A 15,699-nucleotide genomic window follows, 5' to 3' on the forward strand; every position below is an offset into this window, starting at 1 on the left:
TTGGAAGAAAAAGTCATCCACGAAAAGTTCAGCCGAATTCAGATCGCAACCGATAATACCGCAATTGAGATTTTACCAGCGACTGGTTCGGCAGCAAAAATCACAGTATCAGGCAGGGCCGAAAAAGGTTCTGCATATCACTTGTCTACGGATGTTAAGAACGCTGTGCTCTCCATCAATGTAAAATATAAACAACGAAATTTCGTCAACTTCTTCCCTTCATCCTCGTCTTTAAAAGTGTATGTGCCGAAAAAATGGTATGAATCATTGCAAATTAATAGTAACGACGGGCGCGTCCGGGCGGGGGATTTTCGGGCAAGAGAGATGCGCATCCATGTAAGGGATGGAAAAATTGAACTGAACCGTATCAACGCGGATACGATTACGACAGAGGCAAGTGACGGATCAAGCACCCTTGAAAATGTGAAAGCCTCCCTAGTCAAAGTAAAATCGGATGACGGAAAAATAGTTTTAAAGCATTTGGATAGCCGGGTTTCGGGTAAAACCACTGACGGAAGTATCCTTTTTATCACTCGTCACTTGAATCATCCGGTAGAACTGCGAGCAATTGACGGCAATATCAAAATACAAACGGAGAAAAAACCGGATAATGCTACAATCAGTGCAAGTACAGTAGATGGAAAAGTTAACGTTTTTGGCAGCTCTAACAGAAATATGACGTTCGGCAGGGGAAAATCTATGATCCAGCTTTTCACTGCAGATGGAAGTGTCACTGTGGAAAAAACAAAGTGAATTTCTAAAAACGGCGGGACGTTCGTGATGTCCCGCTCTTTCTATAGTGTTTTCGCATTTATTAAATCCGGGCACAAGCTACCGGAGTTGTGCTTCAATATTTGACAGCAATTCTAAGACCTGGTTGGAGGCTTCTTCCAACTGTTTTAGCGCACCTTCTCCAGTTTTCATCTCTCCCCTTTTAAAACTTTCCACTGCCTGTCTTGCATAATGATGGACTTCTTTATGAGGCTTTTCCAATTGTTTAAAAGCATCTATTTTCCTGATATTTTCAGGCAAATTTCCGTAATACCATTGGCCTAACCGGCAAGTTTCGTGAGAAGTCAACTCGTTTTCATCAATATTTCCCAGTCCCATCAGCATGTTATATACTTTCCACTTCCAAAGCAGGTGATCCGTTTTCGTGATTCTTACAATATCTTTTGAGCTAAACTTAATGTTAATCGTAAAAAAGTTTTTCCTAAAGTGATCCATTTTTTTGCTTAAATCAAATACTAATTTTGCTGTTTTTCGTGCAATCTCCTGGGACTGCTGACTGTGATTTCTTATCGTACTATTTAAATTTGCAATTTCGTTAATGGTTGCGGACTGTTCTTCACTCATTGAGGCAATTTGTGTAATCGATTCATTGATGTTTTCCATCATTTTTACAATTTCCATAATTTCTGTACCGGCAAGTTCGGCATGGCCGACACTTTCCTTTACAATTTTGCCTGTTTGCTGTATTTCTTGGATGACCTCATTGGCCACTTTTTGCAGCGCTTCCATGTTCGATGTAATACTGGAAATTTGAACTTTCGTATGTTCTGACAGCTCCCGGATTTCTGAGGCAACAACGGCAAAGCCAAGCCCGTTTTCTCCAGCCCTTGCAGCTTCAATGCTGGCATTTAAAGCAAGAAGATTGATTTGGTCAGCTATCCCCCTGATCACATTTATAACATCTTTCGTATTATGAATTTCTTTATCCAGCAGCTCTACTTTTTCAAACACGTTTTCATATACTTGCCCGACCATTTGAATATCTCCAAGCGCATGATCTACTACTCTTTTGCTTGTGAACACAGACTGGACTGCCTGGTCGGTCCCTTCCGCAACTTTGGTTGCATATTGGGCCACTTCCTGAATGGATGCGCTCATTTCTTCCGTTGCCGCCGAAACATTATCCGTCTCTTCTATTTGCCTGTTCATCGATTCAATTAATTGTTTGGTTTCATTAATTTTCGTTGTCTCATTCAGCATATCTGACATACCAAACAAAAAAGTTCTGAACGTTTCTTCCATATAAACTTCCACAATTAATTGTTGGTCAAACGCAGCTAACTTCTGAACAGCAAGGACAACCTTTGTCATTTTGTCGGGCGTATGATGTAAATGCTTCATGAGTATAGATCCCATCGATTGAATCAAAAAATGGTGGGCTGCAATAAAATTATCAGCCGTTAAATTAATCCTGCTATGGACTTTGCCAATTTTAATTCTTGTAAGCACATAGGTTTGATCCACTTCTGCTTGAAAAAACTGCTCCACATATGTTTTTAAAGTTTCATACAGCCTGTCGAGGGTGGAATATCGCATAATGAGTTTATGAAATTGTTCAACTGAAGTAAGCCTTTCATAAAAAATTTGAACCATCTTTTCCTTATAAGGCTCTATAATCGCTGCCGCTTCCCGAACATTTTGTAATGTTTCCTGATCCACACCGAGGTAATTTAATTTTTCCCGTGCCCTTCCTCCAATTTCCGTTATATCCGTATCATCGCAATAATGCATGTACTGGTCCCATGATTTTAACTTTTTTAAAAAGATCCCCATAACACTCTCCCTCTTTCCATTGATTTCCACATTATTACTATTTTCACAGGAAAAAAGTCACAAGTCAAGCGTTTCCATTCAATATTCTGTCTATATTTGGCGAATAGAAATGAACTTAAAGTCCTATTGTATGCCAAAAATATGACGCAAGGTTCACTAAAAAAGTAGAAACTCTGTATATTACTCGAAGGGGTAGATGAGCAAAAAAATGGGAGGGCACTCTGACATCTAAATGTACACTTTGAAATGAAAATGTAGGAGGTTTATATTCGCTTTTTGAAGTTTTCTGGCAGGTAGCGTACAATGATTTGTAGGGAAACTTATCTAACATAAATAAGGAGAGCGGATTTCATGTTAGAAGATTGGTTAAAGTCATCCCGTCATACGGTCGTCTTTACCGGAGCAGGGATGTCAACCGAAAGCGGACTACCGGATTTTCGTTCAAGACATAACGGACTGTGGAAAAAGAAAGATCCAAGTCAAATTGCCAGTACGAAAGCCCTGAATGAAAATGTCGAAGCATTTATCGCGTTTTATCGGGAACGCGTATTAGGTGTAAAAGAATTTGGACCGCATCAAGGTCATTATATTTTAGCCAAATGGGAACAGCAAGGGTTCATTCGCTCAATTATTACTCAAAACGTGGACGGCTTTCATCAGGAAGCGGGCAGTAAGCGGGTCGCTGAATTGCATGGGACCCTTCAAAAAGTCCATTGCCAAACGTGTGGAAGAGAATATAGTAGTGAAAACTATGTCAATAACGATTTCTACTGTGAATGCGGCGGGGTGCTACGACCAAATATCGTATTATTTGGTGAAGCGCTGCCACAAGAAGCTTTTCAATTTGCTCTGGAGGAAGCAGAGAAAGCAGACCTTTTTATCGTCTTAGGTTCCTCTTTATCCGTTACACCTGCCAACCAATTTCCTTTAATCGCCAAAGAGAACGGTGCAAAATTAGTGATTGTGAACATGGAACCGACCCAATTTGATCGGTATGCCGATCAAGTGATTCATGATAAAAAGATCGGTCAATTACTTATAGAACTGGATAAAAAGATATCATCCCCAATTAAAAAAGTGTGAAAATTCGATAGGTAAATATTTAGTAATTAGAATTATATGTTTGAAGGTATTGCTAAAAGTGGAATTATAATTGCCTGTTTTCGGGTTGTTATGGCCATACTCCCCCCTCCCCACATTTGCAGGCGTTTCAATTTCCAGTATTCCGTTTCAGCTTCGACACCCAGTCAATCAGCCGTATACTTTGAAATATTTGCCGGAATGCCTTTTTATGAGCGTATATTTCACAAATGTTCAAGATGACATTCGTACGCCAGCCGCATAGATAAATTCCCTTTGGAAACGATTGATCGTATAAGAATTGCAGGGATCGGAGCTGGTCTTTATTCTCCGCTTGCCACGGCAACCGCTTCATCTCTTGTTTCCGATAAGAAGCGCGGACGTGCCTTAGGTATGACATTAGGCGGTATGAGCATGGGGACGGTCGTGGGGGTTCTACTCGGATTGATAGTTGCTGCGCATGCAGGTTGGGATGGGACGTTATGGCTCATTACGATACTTGGTCTCATTGCTATGATTGGGATTGTCATCTGGTTTCCAAACATTCCAGCTTCGCCCCCACCGTCATTACGGCAACGTCTTGCAATGCTGGCCAATGGAAGAGTAACAGCAACGGTTGGCATTACTTTTGTGACAGGCATTGCAAGTTTGGGGCTTTATACGTATATCGCTCCAATCTTGCAGAACTTGGATGGAATCCATTCTGTTACACCATATCTTTGGGCCTGGGGCATTGGTGGTGTTGTCGGCAGCTTATTCATTGGTACTCTTATTGATCGAATAGGACGCCCAGGCTGGATTATGGGCGGTATACTAATTCTATTAGCATTAGCCATGTTCAGTCTGCCGTTAAGTCTGGGAATTCCGATTCTAATGTTTCTACCCTTCTTTATTTGGGGTGCAATGGGATGGGCTTCACTAGCCCCTCAACAGCATGTATTACTCGAGTTACAGCCTAAACACGGACCCGCTGTTGTCGCTTTAAACAGTTCCGCCAATTATTTAGGGAGCTCAGTAGGGTCTGCGCTTGGAGGGGTTGTTATGGTAGCTGGATTGACACCTTCCCAACTTCCATTTGCAGCCGGCTGTCTTGTGCTAGTGGCTTTACTAGGACAATTGGTGATTTTGTCAATAAAAAGAAAGAGATAGAAAAATTGAATTTTGATTAAAAAAGACCATCTTGAAAACGAAAAAGGATGGTCTTTCTTGCCTCCTCTTAGAAAAGGATCAACCCCGCAACCTTTCTTAATAAAATGGTCTTATGTCGTAAATGACCTTTTTCTTGGGTCCAGATCATGATGAATGCCAATGCAATGTCATTCACCGACAGTCTTAAAAAACTTTTTCAATTCCCCTCCTAATCTGCATCGAGGATAGAAATTACACTGGTCAAAAGAAAAACTGAACCCGTTTTGGATCCAGTTTGAATTTGGTTTTCAATTGAATTTTGCCTGCCAAATCGGACTGTTTTCCTGTTGAATCCGGGACTGGCTATTTAGGACCTGTTGAATAAGCAAAAATTACAGATTAAAGAAGGATTTCGGCTACTTTTCGCGAATATAATGTGTAAGGAAAGCTGTCGGCAAATAGTTTCAATATGTAAAATGGGACACGGAGACCATTGGAATTATTTGGTACAAAAAGTTCTCCGTTACTTTTGAGCAGATAAGTATCTCCCTTTAAGGCAAGTCCTATAAGGTTGACATTTATTTGATGAACATACACATAAATTTCGGTAAGCCCTCATAGTTATAGTGATGTAGGAAATAAAATATGGGAGGTAAAGTATATGAGCAAACATTTTCCAAATGTGAGCGTGGACTTAATCGAGGCGGCTAGGAGGAGTGATGGGGTTTTAAGTAGGTTATCAGAAGAGGAACTTACATGTATAAAAAACAGATACTTGAAATTCCTATATTTAGTGAAAAAATATCCTTACACCTCAATCTGCCCTACGTATGATATTGACGAAATGTGGCACCTTCATATTCTTCATCCACAGAAATATTATAATGATTGCATGGATTACTTTGGTTGTATTTTAGATCATAATCCTGGTTATGGCAAAGAAGAATCTGAGCTTCCTCATTTAATGAATATATATAGGGAGTCTTTGAAAAAATGGTCCGTTGAATTTAAAGAAGACTATAATATACCGTTATCAGATAAAGTTAAAGAACTAGCCAAAAATGGCACGAATGCTGAAGTAAAGACTTGCTATAATGAACCATTGAAAGCTGGAACCTGCTATAATGAACCGTTGAAAGCTGCAACCTGCTATAATGAACCGTTGAAAGGTGAACAAGAAAAAAAGACTTGCTTAAACGAACCATTAAAAACTGAACAAGCCAAGGTTCAGATTTAAGGTGAAAAGTCAGCAAACGATTGTTTATAAGGCAAGCCTATTTTAATTTAGGCTTGCCTTTGGCCATAAAAGCATTTTTTGGGGGTGCCAATATGTTAAACAACGCAGTAAACAGATTAATACTTGTTGATACCATTAATACGCTAGGTACCGCAATAACATGGACCGGTCTTCCCATTTTTGCCCTCAATCTAACAGGCTCATTCCTTTATGCCGGAAGTTTGTACCTTACAGAAACGATTGCGGGAATAATATCTACCATTGTAAGCGGACATTTTATAGACAAAGTATCTTCTAAAAAGATGATATTTACTTCCTTTTTTCTTAATTGCTTTGTTATGATAACATTATTTTCATTACTATCATTTAAACATTTTATTATTTTTTTATTCCCTTTGATGATCTTATCCCAATCACTTGGGCATTTTGCTAATCTGTGTCTTGAAGTATGGTTTAGAGATTTGACAATTAAAGATCCAAACATAGGATTAGCAAGGGCAATAAGCAAGAAAAACACGTTTACTACAACTTGTAAGACTGTAGGTTTTACTATCGGGCCACTCATTTTTGGTATTTTAAGTTCGTACGCCATTCTCATAGACTCTGCTTCTTTTCTCGTGTGCGCGTTTTTAATCATGAGGTTTGATGAAAAAATTCAAATCGAACACTCGCATGATACTGCATGGTTTTCCTTAGCATATTTGAAAAGGACTTTAAAAGATAAAATACTGCGGATTTACTTTTTCTCACATTTACTAGGTGGCATGATTGGCCCCGTAATGACGAGCCTTTCGGTGTATATTTTGGAAGGACATTTTAAAGTAGCTGACTTTGAAATATCGATTTTTTGGCTCGTTGGTGGTGTTTTTGTGATTTTATCCAATATGATATTATCAAGATCCAGTCTTTTATTCGCTTCAAAGGTATTTTTGTATTTTCTAACTGTCTTTTTGGTATGTGGGGGCATTGTTATGATGGGAGCCTCCTTAAACTGGATATTCTTTATAGTTGGATTTGCCATTATGACGATGGGAAACCCCGTAATAAATAATTTGCTCTCAGCTGAAACCTTTAAAGCGATCCCCCAATATGAAAAAGGTAAAGTAATGGGCGTGATGGAGGCATCAGCAGATCTAGGCACCCTTTCTTTTATGATCATTTCTTGGGGATTAATAGAAACCTTTGGGATATTTATAACTTGTATGATAATCGCCGTTATGGCCATCTTACGGATTACCTTGTTTTATTCTTCATTTAAGATAAAATCAGATATCCCGATAGAGAATATAACAAAAAACCTTTAGGAGAATATGTCAAACTCTTTGGAGAAAGCCACCAAAAACGCTGCCGGTAACATGGTTATCGGCAGAAAACACCAAAATGACCATATATTTTACGAATCGTTGCCATCCCCCTTATTACTCTAAAGAGGATCCAGGGTTAATTTTGGGCAGAGTTTCTTTTTTCTTGACTATATTCCGCAACTCCATTTTTTCAAAAACTACAAAATTGAGGGAAGCCGACTAAAATTTGTACTCTTCTTTAAATAAAGTATGTGTAAAATTTTACTCGAAGGGGCGTATGTGGAAAATTTTTCTCGATAGGTTATACCGGCTACTTCAAGTCACTCCTTTTGTACCCTTTCGGCTGCGAAAGGTCTCTAAATTTATTTGATCCTGCAAATCCATTAAAAATTATATCCCTTTATCTTTTTCCATTTTCTAATTTTAGTTCTAAACGTTTTAAATGGCGCTACTGTATTGATATGAATCCACTTCCAAATTGGCCAATTGGATGGTGTTGAAGACGCCCACTGTCTGCCGCCTTGCTCAAATAATTCTTGGTCATTATAGCTTTCAACCAATTGAATGATTTTATGAACATCCTGATTAAACAGTTCAATTAACGTTTCAATCGAATCATTTGCATATTTATCATAAAAGCTCTGATAAAGCCCGCCTAGGTTATTCCATTTATAATCTGGCGCAGGTGTGATTACATTTTTTCCCTCTTTGTTATCTTGTTCCCATGATAATATTAAATTTAACCATCCCAGTTGGTAAGCAATCATCTGGGATGGCGTTCTATCCACTCCGTTTACAAATACATCTTTATTAAGATTATTAATAGAACGGAATTCATCAATAAATAACTTTGCACTCTTAGTAATTTCATCAATCAAGGATTTTTTACTCTCATATTTTGGCAATCGTAACACCCCTTACCGAGTTTTGAGTGTTCATGCTTTTATTTTTGCTTTAAACCCTTGTAGAACAAGGGGTGAGAATAGATTTCGGTGTTTCAACTTTTAGATAAAATTTCTTTTGCAACTGGAAATTCACCTATTTTGTCATACTTCTGAAGCAATTGTTTTGAGATTTCAATTGGATATTCTTCTTTTTCATTTTGAGTAACACCTAGTACATTATATAATCCAGAATGAAATTCTTCTAAATTTGGAACTTTACCTTCTTGCATATACTCTTTTTGAACTTTGAGAAGGAAAAATGAAATCTCAGCTCGCTCTTCACCACTTAAATCTTTTTTTACAGCAATGAAATCAATATCTAATAATAAATTAGGAGATATTTTTTGATTTTCAATAATTTTTATTAAAAGGCCTTCTAAAAGTTCAACCTTAGAATTTAAGTTATAAACTTCTTTATCTAATCTTTCTACCTGGTTCTCCAAATTTTCAATCACTTGCGAGGTATTTTTAGCATCCATACTTATCCTCCTATCTTTTTTTAAACGAGACTAAAGATTTGAATCACTTTTACAATGGCTTTAGCACCAAATCTTGCAGCTGTAGCTCCAAGTGGTCCCTTCATAGCATCGTATTAAAGTTTCTTTTAGTTTACCTTATCTAAAGCTTCTAATTTACGTAGAGCAGGTTTTACATGACTATGCATAACGCTTCCTACTTTTTTCACAGCTGTTTTACCAAAATATTTACCTACTAGATTAGTAATAGGAGTAGTACTATCAATTGCCCATCTTAAAGCCTTCTTATTTATGTAAGTTGGTTCTGATTGAGTAGACATCTGACCGTTAATAGATTGAATACCAGGATCTACTGCAAGAGATGAAGCTTGAGCTTGAGTTGCCTGACTTTGTTGTACTACAGGAGATGTGGTTTCACTCGGTTTCTCAGCAGCAAATGCTGCGGATCCTGAAAAGATACTTGAAGTACCACAACAAATTCTACCATAAAATAATATTATTGGTACATATTTTTTGATATTTTAGATATATATTACTATTTATTCCCCTGTAAAAAAGTCCTTCCCCGCCAAAATCCCCCTTTCCTCTTACTCCCCCAAGGCTCCAACCGCATTTTGATGACCGCTGGCAATGTTAAAAAGTTGGTTCCCAAAACGCCTGATTTTTACCAGAAATTAGGTTGCTGAGTTGTGCAGCATAGTCTGGAAATGTCAAAAAGTTCTTCCCTGATTAGAGAAAAAATATTGGAGAAATGACGGAACTGAGCTGGCTGGGAACCACATGAAAAAGGACTGAGAATCGCCCAATTCCATACAGTGGAGCTTCTAACGCTATAGGATTAGAGAACGGCGGAGCCCATGCGGGACAAAGGATTGGGGCCGCTGTACAAAAGAAAAACTGGACCCGTTTTGGATCGAGCCCGAGTTTGTCTTTCTATTGAATTAGGGTTGAAAATGACCCGGAAAACAACCATATTTGCCTGCTGAATTGGCCTGGTCTCCTGCCGGTCAGGTACCAACTATTTAACAGCGGGTACCAACTTTTTTGCAGGGGACGGACTTTTTAACAGGGAGATACAAGGCCTCATCCAAAGAAGCCGGGCCAATAAAATCACCTTGTTTTACCTTGTATTATCCCTTCAATCAATCATTTGATTAAACAAAAAGCCCAGGAAAACCAGTCATTCTGGCTTCCCCGGGCTTTTTTGTTTATTCGACTGTGACCGATTTGGCCAAATTTCTCGGCTTGTCGACGTCGCAGCCGCGGTGCAGTGCTGCGTAATACGCAAGCAACTGCAATGGTACAACTGAGATAAGAGGTGTCAATAATTCGTGTACATGAGGAATGACGAAACGGTCGCCTTCCTCATTCAGGCCTTTCATCGAGATCACGCAAGGGTTGGCCCCGCGGGTGACAACTTCCTTGACATTGCCGCGGATGCTCCAGTTGACGTCTTTTTGCGTAGCAAGCGCGACAACCGGTGTACCGTCCTCAATCAGGGCAATTGTGCCGTGTTTGAGTTCGCCCCCTGCAAAACCTTCCGCTTGAATATAAGAGATTTCCTTCAGCTTCAGTGCGCCTTCAAGGCAGACAAAGTAGTCCATCGAACGGCCGATGAAGAAACAATTGCGGGTGACCGTCAAGTAGTCATATGCCATTTGTTCAATTTCTTCTTTTGAACCACACAGCACTTCCATCGCATTTGCCACAAGGCCGAGTTCATGTACCAGGTCGAAGTCTTCGCTGAAACCACGCGATTTTGCCGCTACATCAGCAAGGATCGCAAGGACGGCAATTTGCGCCGTATATGCCTTTGTCGAAGCAACCGCAATTTCCGGTCCTGCATGAAGCAATAGGGTATAATCCGCTTCACGGGACAAAGTCGAGCCCGGCACATTGGTCATCGTCAGCGTCTTGTAACCCAATTCTTTCACTTTTACAAGCACGGCACGGCTGTCGGCTGTCTCCCCGCTTTGCGAAATAAAAATGAACAGCGGTTTTTCTGACAAAAGCGGCATATTGTAAACAAATTCACTGGATACATGGACTTCAACTGGAATTTTCGCCAGCTTCTCAATGAGCTGCTTGCCAACAAGGCCGGCATGGTAGCTCGTGCCGCATGCGATAATATAAAGCCGGTCAGCTTCGGTTACGGCATCGATAATTTGGCTGTCAACAGACAATTTGCCGTTGATATCCTGGTAAGCCTGGATAATTTTCCGCATCACGAGCGGCTGCTCATCGATTTCTTTCAGCATATAATGCGGGTACGTACCCTTCTCTATATCGCTTGCATCGATTTCTGCTTTATACGGTTGGCGGGTGATCGTTTCACCGGCAAGATTCTGGATGGTGACTTGCCCGCGGGTAAGGATGACCATTTCACCATCTGCCAGTTCGATAAACTGGTCTGTCACTTGCAGCATCGCCATCGCATCGCTTGCTACCACATTAAAGCCGTTGCCGACGCCTACCAAAAGCGGGCTTTTATTTTTTGCCGCATAAATCGTATTGCCGTCTTTTTCGTCCAAGAGGGCAAGCGCATAAGAACCCTTTAAAAGCGTCAGCGTTTTCCGGAACGCTTCCGCCGTTTCAAGGCCTTCTGAAGCAAATTTTTCCACCAGTTGCACGATAATTTCCGTATCGGTATCACTTTTTAAAGGAACATCCGTGAGATACTCTTTTTGCAAAAGCGTGTAGTTTTCGATCACGCCGTTATGCACAAGCGTAAAACGGCCGGATGCACTTTGGTGCGGGTGGGCATTTTCTCTGCTCGGAACCCCGTGGGTTGCCCAGCGTGTATGGCCGATGCCGATCGTTGCCGCAATTCGCATATCCACGATCCGGCGCAAATCTTCAATCCGTCCCTTTTCTTTAAACACATGCACGCCGGCTTCATTCCGGAGAGCGATCCCTGCAGAATCGTAGCCTCTATATTCCAGCTTCTCCAAGCCTTTTAACAAAATTTCCTTCGCATCTTCAGTACCGATATAACCAACAATACCACACATTTGTTCTTCCTCCTCGGATCACAAGGGGGCAAGAACCACCGGGAGCAGTCCTGCCCCCTTATCTCTTGAAATTTTTGTAAAACTTCTGATCCGTTTTCTCTTCCCACATGCTTTTCCCTTTGTCCGCCGGGTCGCCCCGCCGATTTGTGGAAAAACATACGGCTGTGTGTGGCAGCCGGGAGGCATCCGCCGAAAGCTCGATACTCCTCCTCCTCGTCAACTGGACCTATCCGTCCCAGGCCCAGTTCTGGCGCTTTTAAAAAATCGCAAACGATCCTCCTTTTCTGTAAAGTGAAGAGAAAACAACATCATTATCATAGCGTATGCGTGATACTTCGTCAACATATTTTACCATTCTCAACATAAAATATGCATAAGAGGGTTGTTGCGTGCCCCCTTATGCACAGGAAAAAATAATTCTTTTCAGCACCAATTGAAAAGCCGGGATGGATTTTTTAAAATTATTCTCTTAAACCCATTTCCGCTTCCACTGCCCCGGCAATCCGGGAAACAAACCGGCTGCAGTCTTCCGCCGTCTGTGCTTCCACCATGACACGCACAAGCGGCTCTGTTCCGGAAGGGCGGACAAGAACACGCCCGTTTCCGGCCATTTCCCTTTCCACCTCATCAATCACCGATTTTATTTTTTCGTTTTCTAAAACATGGTATTTATCGGTTACCTTTACATTCACGAGTTTCTGCGGGTACTTTTTCATTTCCGCAGCCAGTTCGGAAAGCGGCTTGTTCGCGATTTTCATAATGTTGATCAGCTGCAGTCCGGTTAAAAGGCCGTCCCCGGTCGTGTTATGGTCAAGGAAAATAATATGGCCCGACTGCTCACCGCCCAAATTAAAGCCGTTTGCTTTCATTTCTTCGACAACGTACCGGTCACCGACAGCCGTTTGAACACTGTTAATGCCGAGCGCTTCAAGGCCCTTATGGAAGCCGAGATTGCTCATTACAGTAGAAACGACGGTATTTTTCTTTAAAAGCCCTTCTTGTTTTAAGTATTTGGCACAAATATACATAATCTGGTCCCCGTCTATGATCTGGCCTTTTTCATCAACAGCGATCAACCGGTCGCCGTCGCCGTCAAATGCAAGCCCGACATTCGCGCCTTTTTCCTGGACGAAAGCAGCAAGCGCTTCCGGATGCGTGGACCCGACCCCGTCATTAATGTTCAGACCGTTCGGGGATGCTCCCATTGTCGAGACATCTGCATCAAGATCAGCATAAAGATATGTCGCCAGCGAAGAAGTCGAACCGTTGGCACAGTCAAGCGCCACATGAATACCGGTAAATTCTTCATCCACTGTCTGTTTTAAGAACTGCAGGTATTTTTGGCTGCCTTCAAAGTAGTCGCTGACAATACCGAGATCTTTCCCGACCGGCCGCGGCAGGTCATCCGTGTCTTGATTGAGCAGTTCTTCGATTTCCGCTTCCTCATCATCCGACAGTTTAAAACCATCGGGGCCGAAAAACTTAATGCCGTTATCTTCCACCGGGTTATGCGATGCCGAAATCATGACGCCGGCCTGCGCCCCCAATGCTTTTGTCAAATAAGCAACACCCGGCGTGGTAATCACGCCAAGCCGCATTGCTTCCGCCCCGATAGACAGAAGCCCGGCAACAAGCGCCCCCTCAAGCATCTGCCCGGAAATGCGCGTATCGCGGCCAATCAGAACTTTCGGCCGCTCATTCGCATGCTTGGTCAAAACATATCCGCCGAAACGTCCCAGTTTAAAAGCAAGTTCAGGTGTGAGTTCAGAATTTGCTATGCCTCTTACTCCGTCTGTACCAAAAAATTTCGTCATCAGGTTTCGCTCCTTCTTTTCCGCATATCAGTTCTGTTATTCTGTCTTTTGTGCTGCGTCACTTATGCGTATTTTCGCCTTTTCACCGGAAAGCCTCCACGTTACATTTTTCGGGCCCGATACAATATAGCTAACGTCATGGTCCCCCTCCTTCAGACCAGACAGATTGATCGAAACGTTAAAATCAGAGGCGGAAATCTTGTCCAAATCGCTCTTTTTCCCGTCTGCAATAATATCAATCGTTCCGCTCTTTGGAGAAAGGAAATCCATTTGATAGCCGGCAGCCAGTCCTTTTTCCTTAATCGGAATATTGCTCAGCGTTTTCTCATCCTCATTCTTTTTTTCTTCCACTTTGATGGTCGCTGTGACCATTTCCGGATCCACCTTATTGATACCGTCCGGAAGAGTAATTGGAACATCAATGGTCGTATCTTTCGTAATTTTGCTGATGTCGATGTTAACCGGCAGCGTCTCAATCCCGGCAAGGCGGGCACTGGTGCCGTAGATGGTCACCTTCTTCGGATTTGTCGTGATACTTGTTATTGTCAAATTGTCGCGGTTACTGCCAACCGGGTTAATGGAAATCGGGACGGTTTTGCTCGGATTGGTCACATTCACCGAGACATTCACTTTATCCGGGTTGACCGAGACATCCAGTTTATTTAAATTCCGGTCGAGGACATTCACTGTCGCGGCCCTCGTAAAACTTTCCGTAATCGGTTTGCTGATTTCCACTGTCGCTTTTACATAACTGATCCTGTCAATGACGTTTTTCGCCCCGGTAATTTTCACAGTACCCGGCTCCACAGCAGGCACAGATGCTTCATACCCGGTTGCCAGCATATCTTTGTCGTATTCTGCCTCAACGTTGAAAATTTTGGATACTTTTTCTTGTACCGATACGGTAGCATACGTACGGTTGAGTTTGTATTTCAGTTTATCGGAAAGATCTTTTACTTTCAATTTGGCTTTTTGCTTGCCGATTTGTGCATTGCTTAAATCCATGTAAACGGTGAAATCCCTAGCGGCTTTCACCTGCTGGACGATGACTTTCGGGCCGGTTACAGTCACGTCCACCGTTTTCGGTGCGCCTGATACAACAAGGTTTTTATTATCATAAATCAGCTGGACCGGCATATTTTCAATTACGCCACTGCTGTTTTTTGTGGCGGAACCGATAATTTTATTGCCTTCGCCGTTTTCCACCGCAACTGAAATATAAAGCAGGATGGCTAAAACAAGCGCCAGCACCCTCATAAACCAACGATTGTCCATCAGTTTATCCATGTTTTCTCACCCTCCAGTTCCATTTCGACAAGGAAGGCTCCTTTGTTTTCTGGGTATAGTTCAGTTCGGCTTCCAGCATTTCCTGCAATTGCTCCAGGCTTAAATCCCTGTGAAGCTCGCCATTCTTCGTGACCGTTATCCCGCCCGTCTCTTCGGATACAACCACCGTCAAACAGTCTGTTACCTCACTGATCCCGACCGCGGCCCTGTGCCTTGTCCCCAGTTCCTTCGAAATAAACGGGCTCTCGGAAAGTGGCAAATAGCAGGCTGCTGCCGCCACTTTCCGCTTCTGGATAATCACGGCGCCATCATGAAGCGGGGTGTTCGGAATAAAGATATTAATCAAAAGTTCAGCCGACACAACAGAATCAAGCGGAATACCGGTTTCGATATAATCGCCTAATCCTGTTCCGCGCTCAATCGAGATCAGGGCGCCGATTCTGCGTTTCGCCATATAGCTGGTCGCCTTGACGATCGCTTCAACGAGGTGGGCCTGCTCATCTTCTTCCTGGCCGTTCGTTCTTGAAAAGAATTTTCCCCTGCCGAGTTGCTCAAGGGCCCGCCGCAACTCCGGCTGGAAGATAATAATCACGACCAGAAATCCGTATGTAAGTGCCTGATCCATCATCCATGCCAGCGCCTGCAACCCGAGCAAGCTGCTGAGACTCCTGACGATGATGATCACAAAAATGCCTTTCAAAAGCTGGACCGCTTTTGTTCCGCGGATCACCATTAATAATTTATAGATGACATACCAGACGACCAATATATCCACAATTTTGGAGAGATAGCTCCAGATGGGGAAATCAGCAATATGCATGACCCTGCCTCCATTAATTCATCAATCTTCATA

Annotated in this window: 12 protein-coding genes; 5 read left to right on the forward strand and 7 right to left on the reverse strand. The window is 42.1% G+C overall.

The window, feature by feature from the left end:
• The gene (locus BCOA_RS22685) at window positions 1-753 is read left to right on the forward strand and encodes a DUF4097 family beta strand repeat-containing protein (protein ID WP_233896622.1); all 753 of its coding nucleotides are present in this window, start codon (window positions 1-3) and stop codon (window positions 751-753) included.
• 78 nt (window positions 754-831) lie between these two features.
• On the opposite strand, the gene BCOA_RS22690 is transcribed toward BCOA_RS22685, so the two are convergent.
• A complete protein-coding gene (locus BCOA_RS22690) occupies window positions 832-2,565 on the reverse strand; it encodes a methyl-accepting chemotaxis protein (protein ID WP_014096446.1) in 1,734 nt (577 codons plus the stop codon).
• A gap of 351 nt (window positions 2,566-2,916) precedes the next feature.
• Here BCOA_RS22690 and BCOA_RS22695 point away from each other — a divergent pair, with 351 nt between their 5' ends.
• The 4 genes from BCOA_RS22695 to BCOA_RS22710 all read left to right on the forward strand — a co-directional run bounded on the left by BCOA_RS22695 (window position 2,917) and on the right by BCOA_RS22710 (window position 7,314).
• A complete protein-coding gene (locus BCOA_RS22695; protein ID WP_014096447.1) occupies window positions 2,917-3,648 on the forward strand; it encodes an NAD-dependent protein deacylase in 732 nt (243 codons plus the stop codon).
• Window positions 3,649-3,921: 273 nt separating this feature from the next.
• A complete protein-coding gene (locus BCOA_RS22700) occupies window positions 3,922-4,794 on the forward strand; it encodes an MFS transporter (protein ID WP_235601137.1) in 873 nt (290 codons plus the stop codon).
• A gap of 640 nt (window positions 4,795-5,434) precedes the next feature.
• Entirely contained in the window at window positions 5,435-6,010 is a 576-nt protein-coding gene (locus tag BCOA_RS34390) for a glycine-rich domain-containing protein-like (protein ID WP_014096449.1), read from the forward strand.
• A 92-nt stretch (window positions 6,011-6,102) separates the two neighbouring features.
• A complete protein-coding gene (locus tag BCOA_RS22710; protein ID WP_014096450.1) occupies window positions 6,103-7,314 on the forward strand; it encodes an MFS transporter in 1,212 nt (403 codons plus the stop codon).
• 383 nt (window positions 7,315-7,697) lie between these two features.
• On the opposite strand, the gene BCOA_RS22715 is transcribed toward BCOA_RS22710, so the two are convergent.
• From BCOA_RS22715 to cdaA, 6 genes are all read right to left on the reverse strand, one after another.
• Complete coding sequence (locus BCOA_RS22715; protein ID WP_014096451.1) at window positions 7,698-8,219, reverse strand: ClbS/DfsB family four-helix bundle protein; 522 nt, start codon at window positions 8,217-8,219, stop codon at window positions 7,698-7,700.
• A gap of 92 nt (window positions 8,220-8,311) precedes the next feature.
• Complete coding sequence (locus BCOA_RS22720) at window positions 8,312-8,737, reverse strand: hypothetical protein (protein ID WP_014096452.1); 426 nt, start codon at window positions 8,735-8,737, stop codon at window positions 8,312-8,314.
• 1,205 nt (window positions 8,738-9,942) lie between these two features.
• Window positions 9,943-11,745, reverse strand: coding sequence for a glutamine--fructose-6-phosphate transaminase (isomerizing) (gene glmS / locus BCOA_RS22725; protein ID WP_014096453.1), 1,803 nt, complete (start codon window positions 11,743-11,745; stop codon window positions 9,943-9,945).
• 461 nt (window positions 11,746-12,206) lie between these two features.
• The gene (gene glmM / locus BCOA_RS22730; RefSeq protein WP_014096454.1) at window positions 12,207-13,559 is read right to left on the reverse strand and encodes a phosphoglucosamine mutase; all 1,353 of its coding nucleotides are present in this window, start codon (window positions 13,557-13,559) and stop codon (window positions 12,207-12,209) included.
• Between the two features lie 36 nt (window positions 13,560-13,595).
• Window positions 13,596-14,846, reverse strand: a complete 1,251-nt coding sequence (locus tag BCOA_RS22735; RefSeq protein ID WP_014096455.1) for a CdaR family protein — start codon at window positions 14,844-14,846, stop codon at window positions 13,596-13,598.
• Complete coding sequence (gene cdaA, locus BCOA_RS22740; RefSeq protein WP_014096456.1) at window positions 14,839-15,666, reverse strand: diadenylate cyclase CdaA; 828 nt, start codon at window positions 15,664-15,666, stop codon at window positions 14,839-14,841. Before cdaA ends, BCOA_RS22735 begins: the two co-directional genes overlap by 8 nt.
• Between the last annotated feature and the right edge of the window lie 33 nt (window positions 15,667-15,699).

The sequence above is a fragment of the Heyndrickxia coagulans 36D1 genome, assembly GCF_000169195.2.
GTDB classification, from domain to species: domain Bacteria; phylum Bacillota; class Bacilli; order Bacillales; family Bacillaceae_C; genus Weizmannia; species Weizmannia faecalis.

What these genes read in the sequence shown, in the direction of transcription:
- glmS (WP_014096453.1), bottom strand. Translation starts at nt 11,745, where the DNA reads ATGTGTGGTATTGTTGGTTATATCGGTACTGAAGATGCGAAGGAAATT.
- BCOA_RS22735 (WP_014096455.1), bottom strand. Translation starts at nt 14,846, where the DNA reads ATGGATAAACTGATGGACAATCGTTGGTTTATGAGGGTGCTGGCGCTT.
- BCOA_RS34390 (WP_014096449.1), top strand. Translation starts at nt 5,435, where the DNA reads ATGAGCAAACATTTTCCAAATGTGAGCGTGGACTTAATCGAGGCGGCT.
- cdaA (WP_014096456.1), bottom strand. Translation starts at nt 15,666, where the DNA reads ATGCATATTGCTGATTTCCCCATCTGGAGCTATCTCTCCAAAATTGTG.
- BCOA_RS22720 (WP_014096452.1), bottom strand. Translation starts at nt 8,737, where the DNA reads ATGGATGCTAAAAATACCTCGCAAGTGATTGAAAATTTGGAGAACCAG.
- glmM (WP_014096454.1), bottom strand. Translation starts at nt 13,559, where the DNA reads ATGACGAAATTTTTTGGTACAGACGGAGTAAGAGGCATAGCAAATTCT.
- BCOA_RS22695 (WP_014096447.1), top strand. Translation starts at nt 2,917, where the DNA reads ATGTTAGAAGATTGGTTAAAGTCATCCCGTCATACGGTCGTCTTTACC.
- BCOA_RS22690 (WP_014096446.1), bottom strand. Translation starts at nt 2,565, where the DNA reads ATGGGGATCTTTTTAAAAAAGTTAAAATCATGGGACCAGTACATGCAT.
- BCOA_RS22710 (WP_014096450.1), top strand. Translation starts at nt 6,103, where the DNA reads ATGTTAAACAACGCAGTAAACAGATTAATACTTGTTGATACCATTAAT.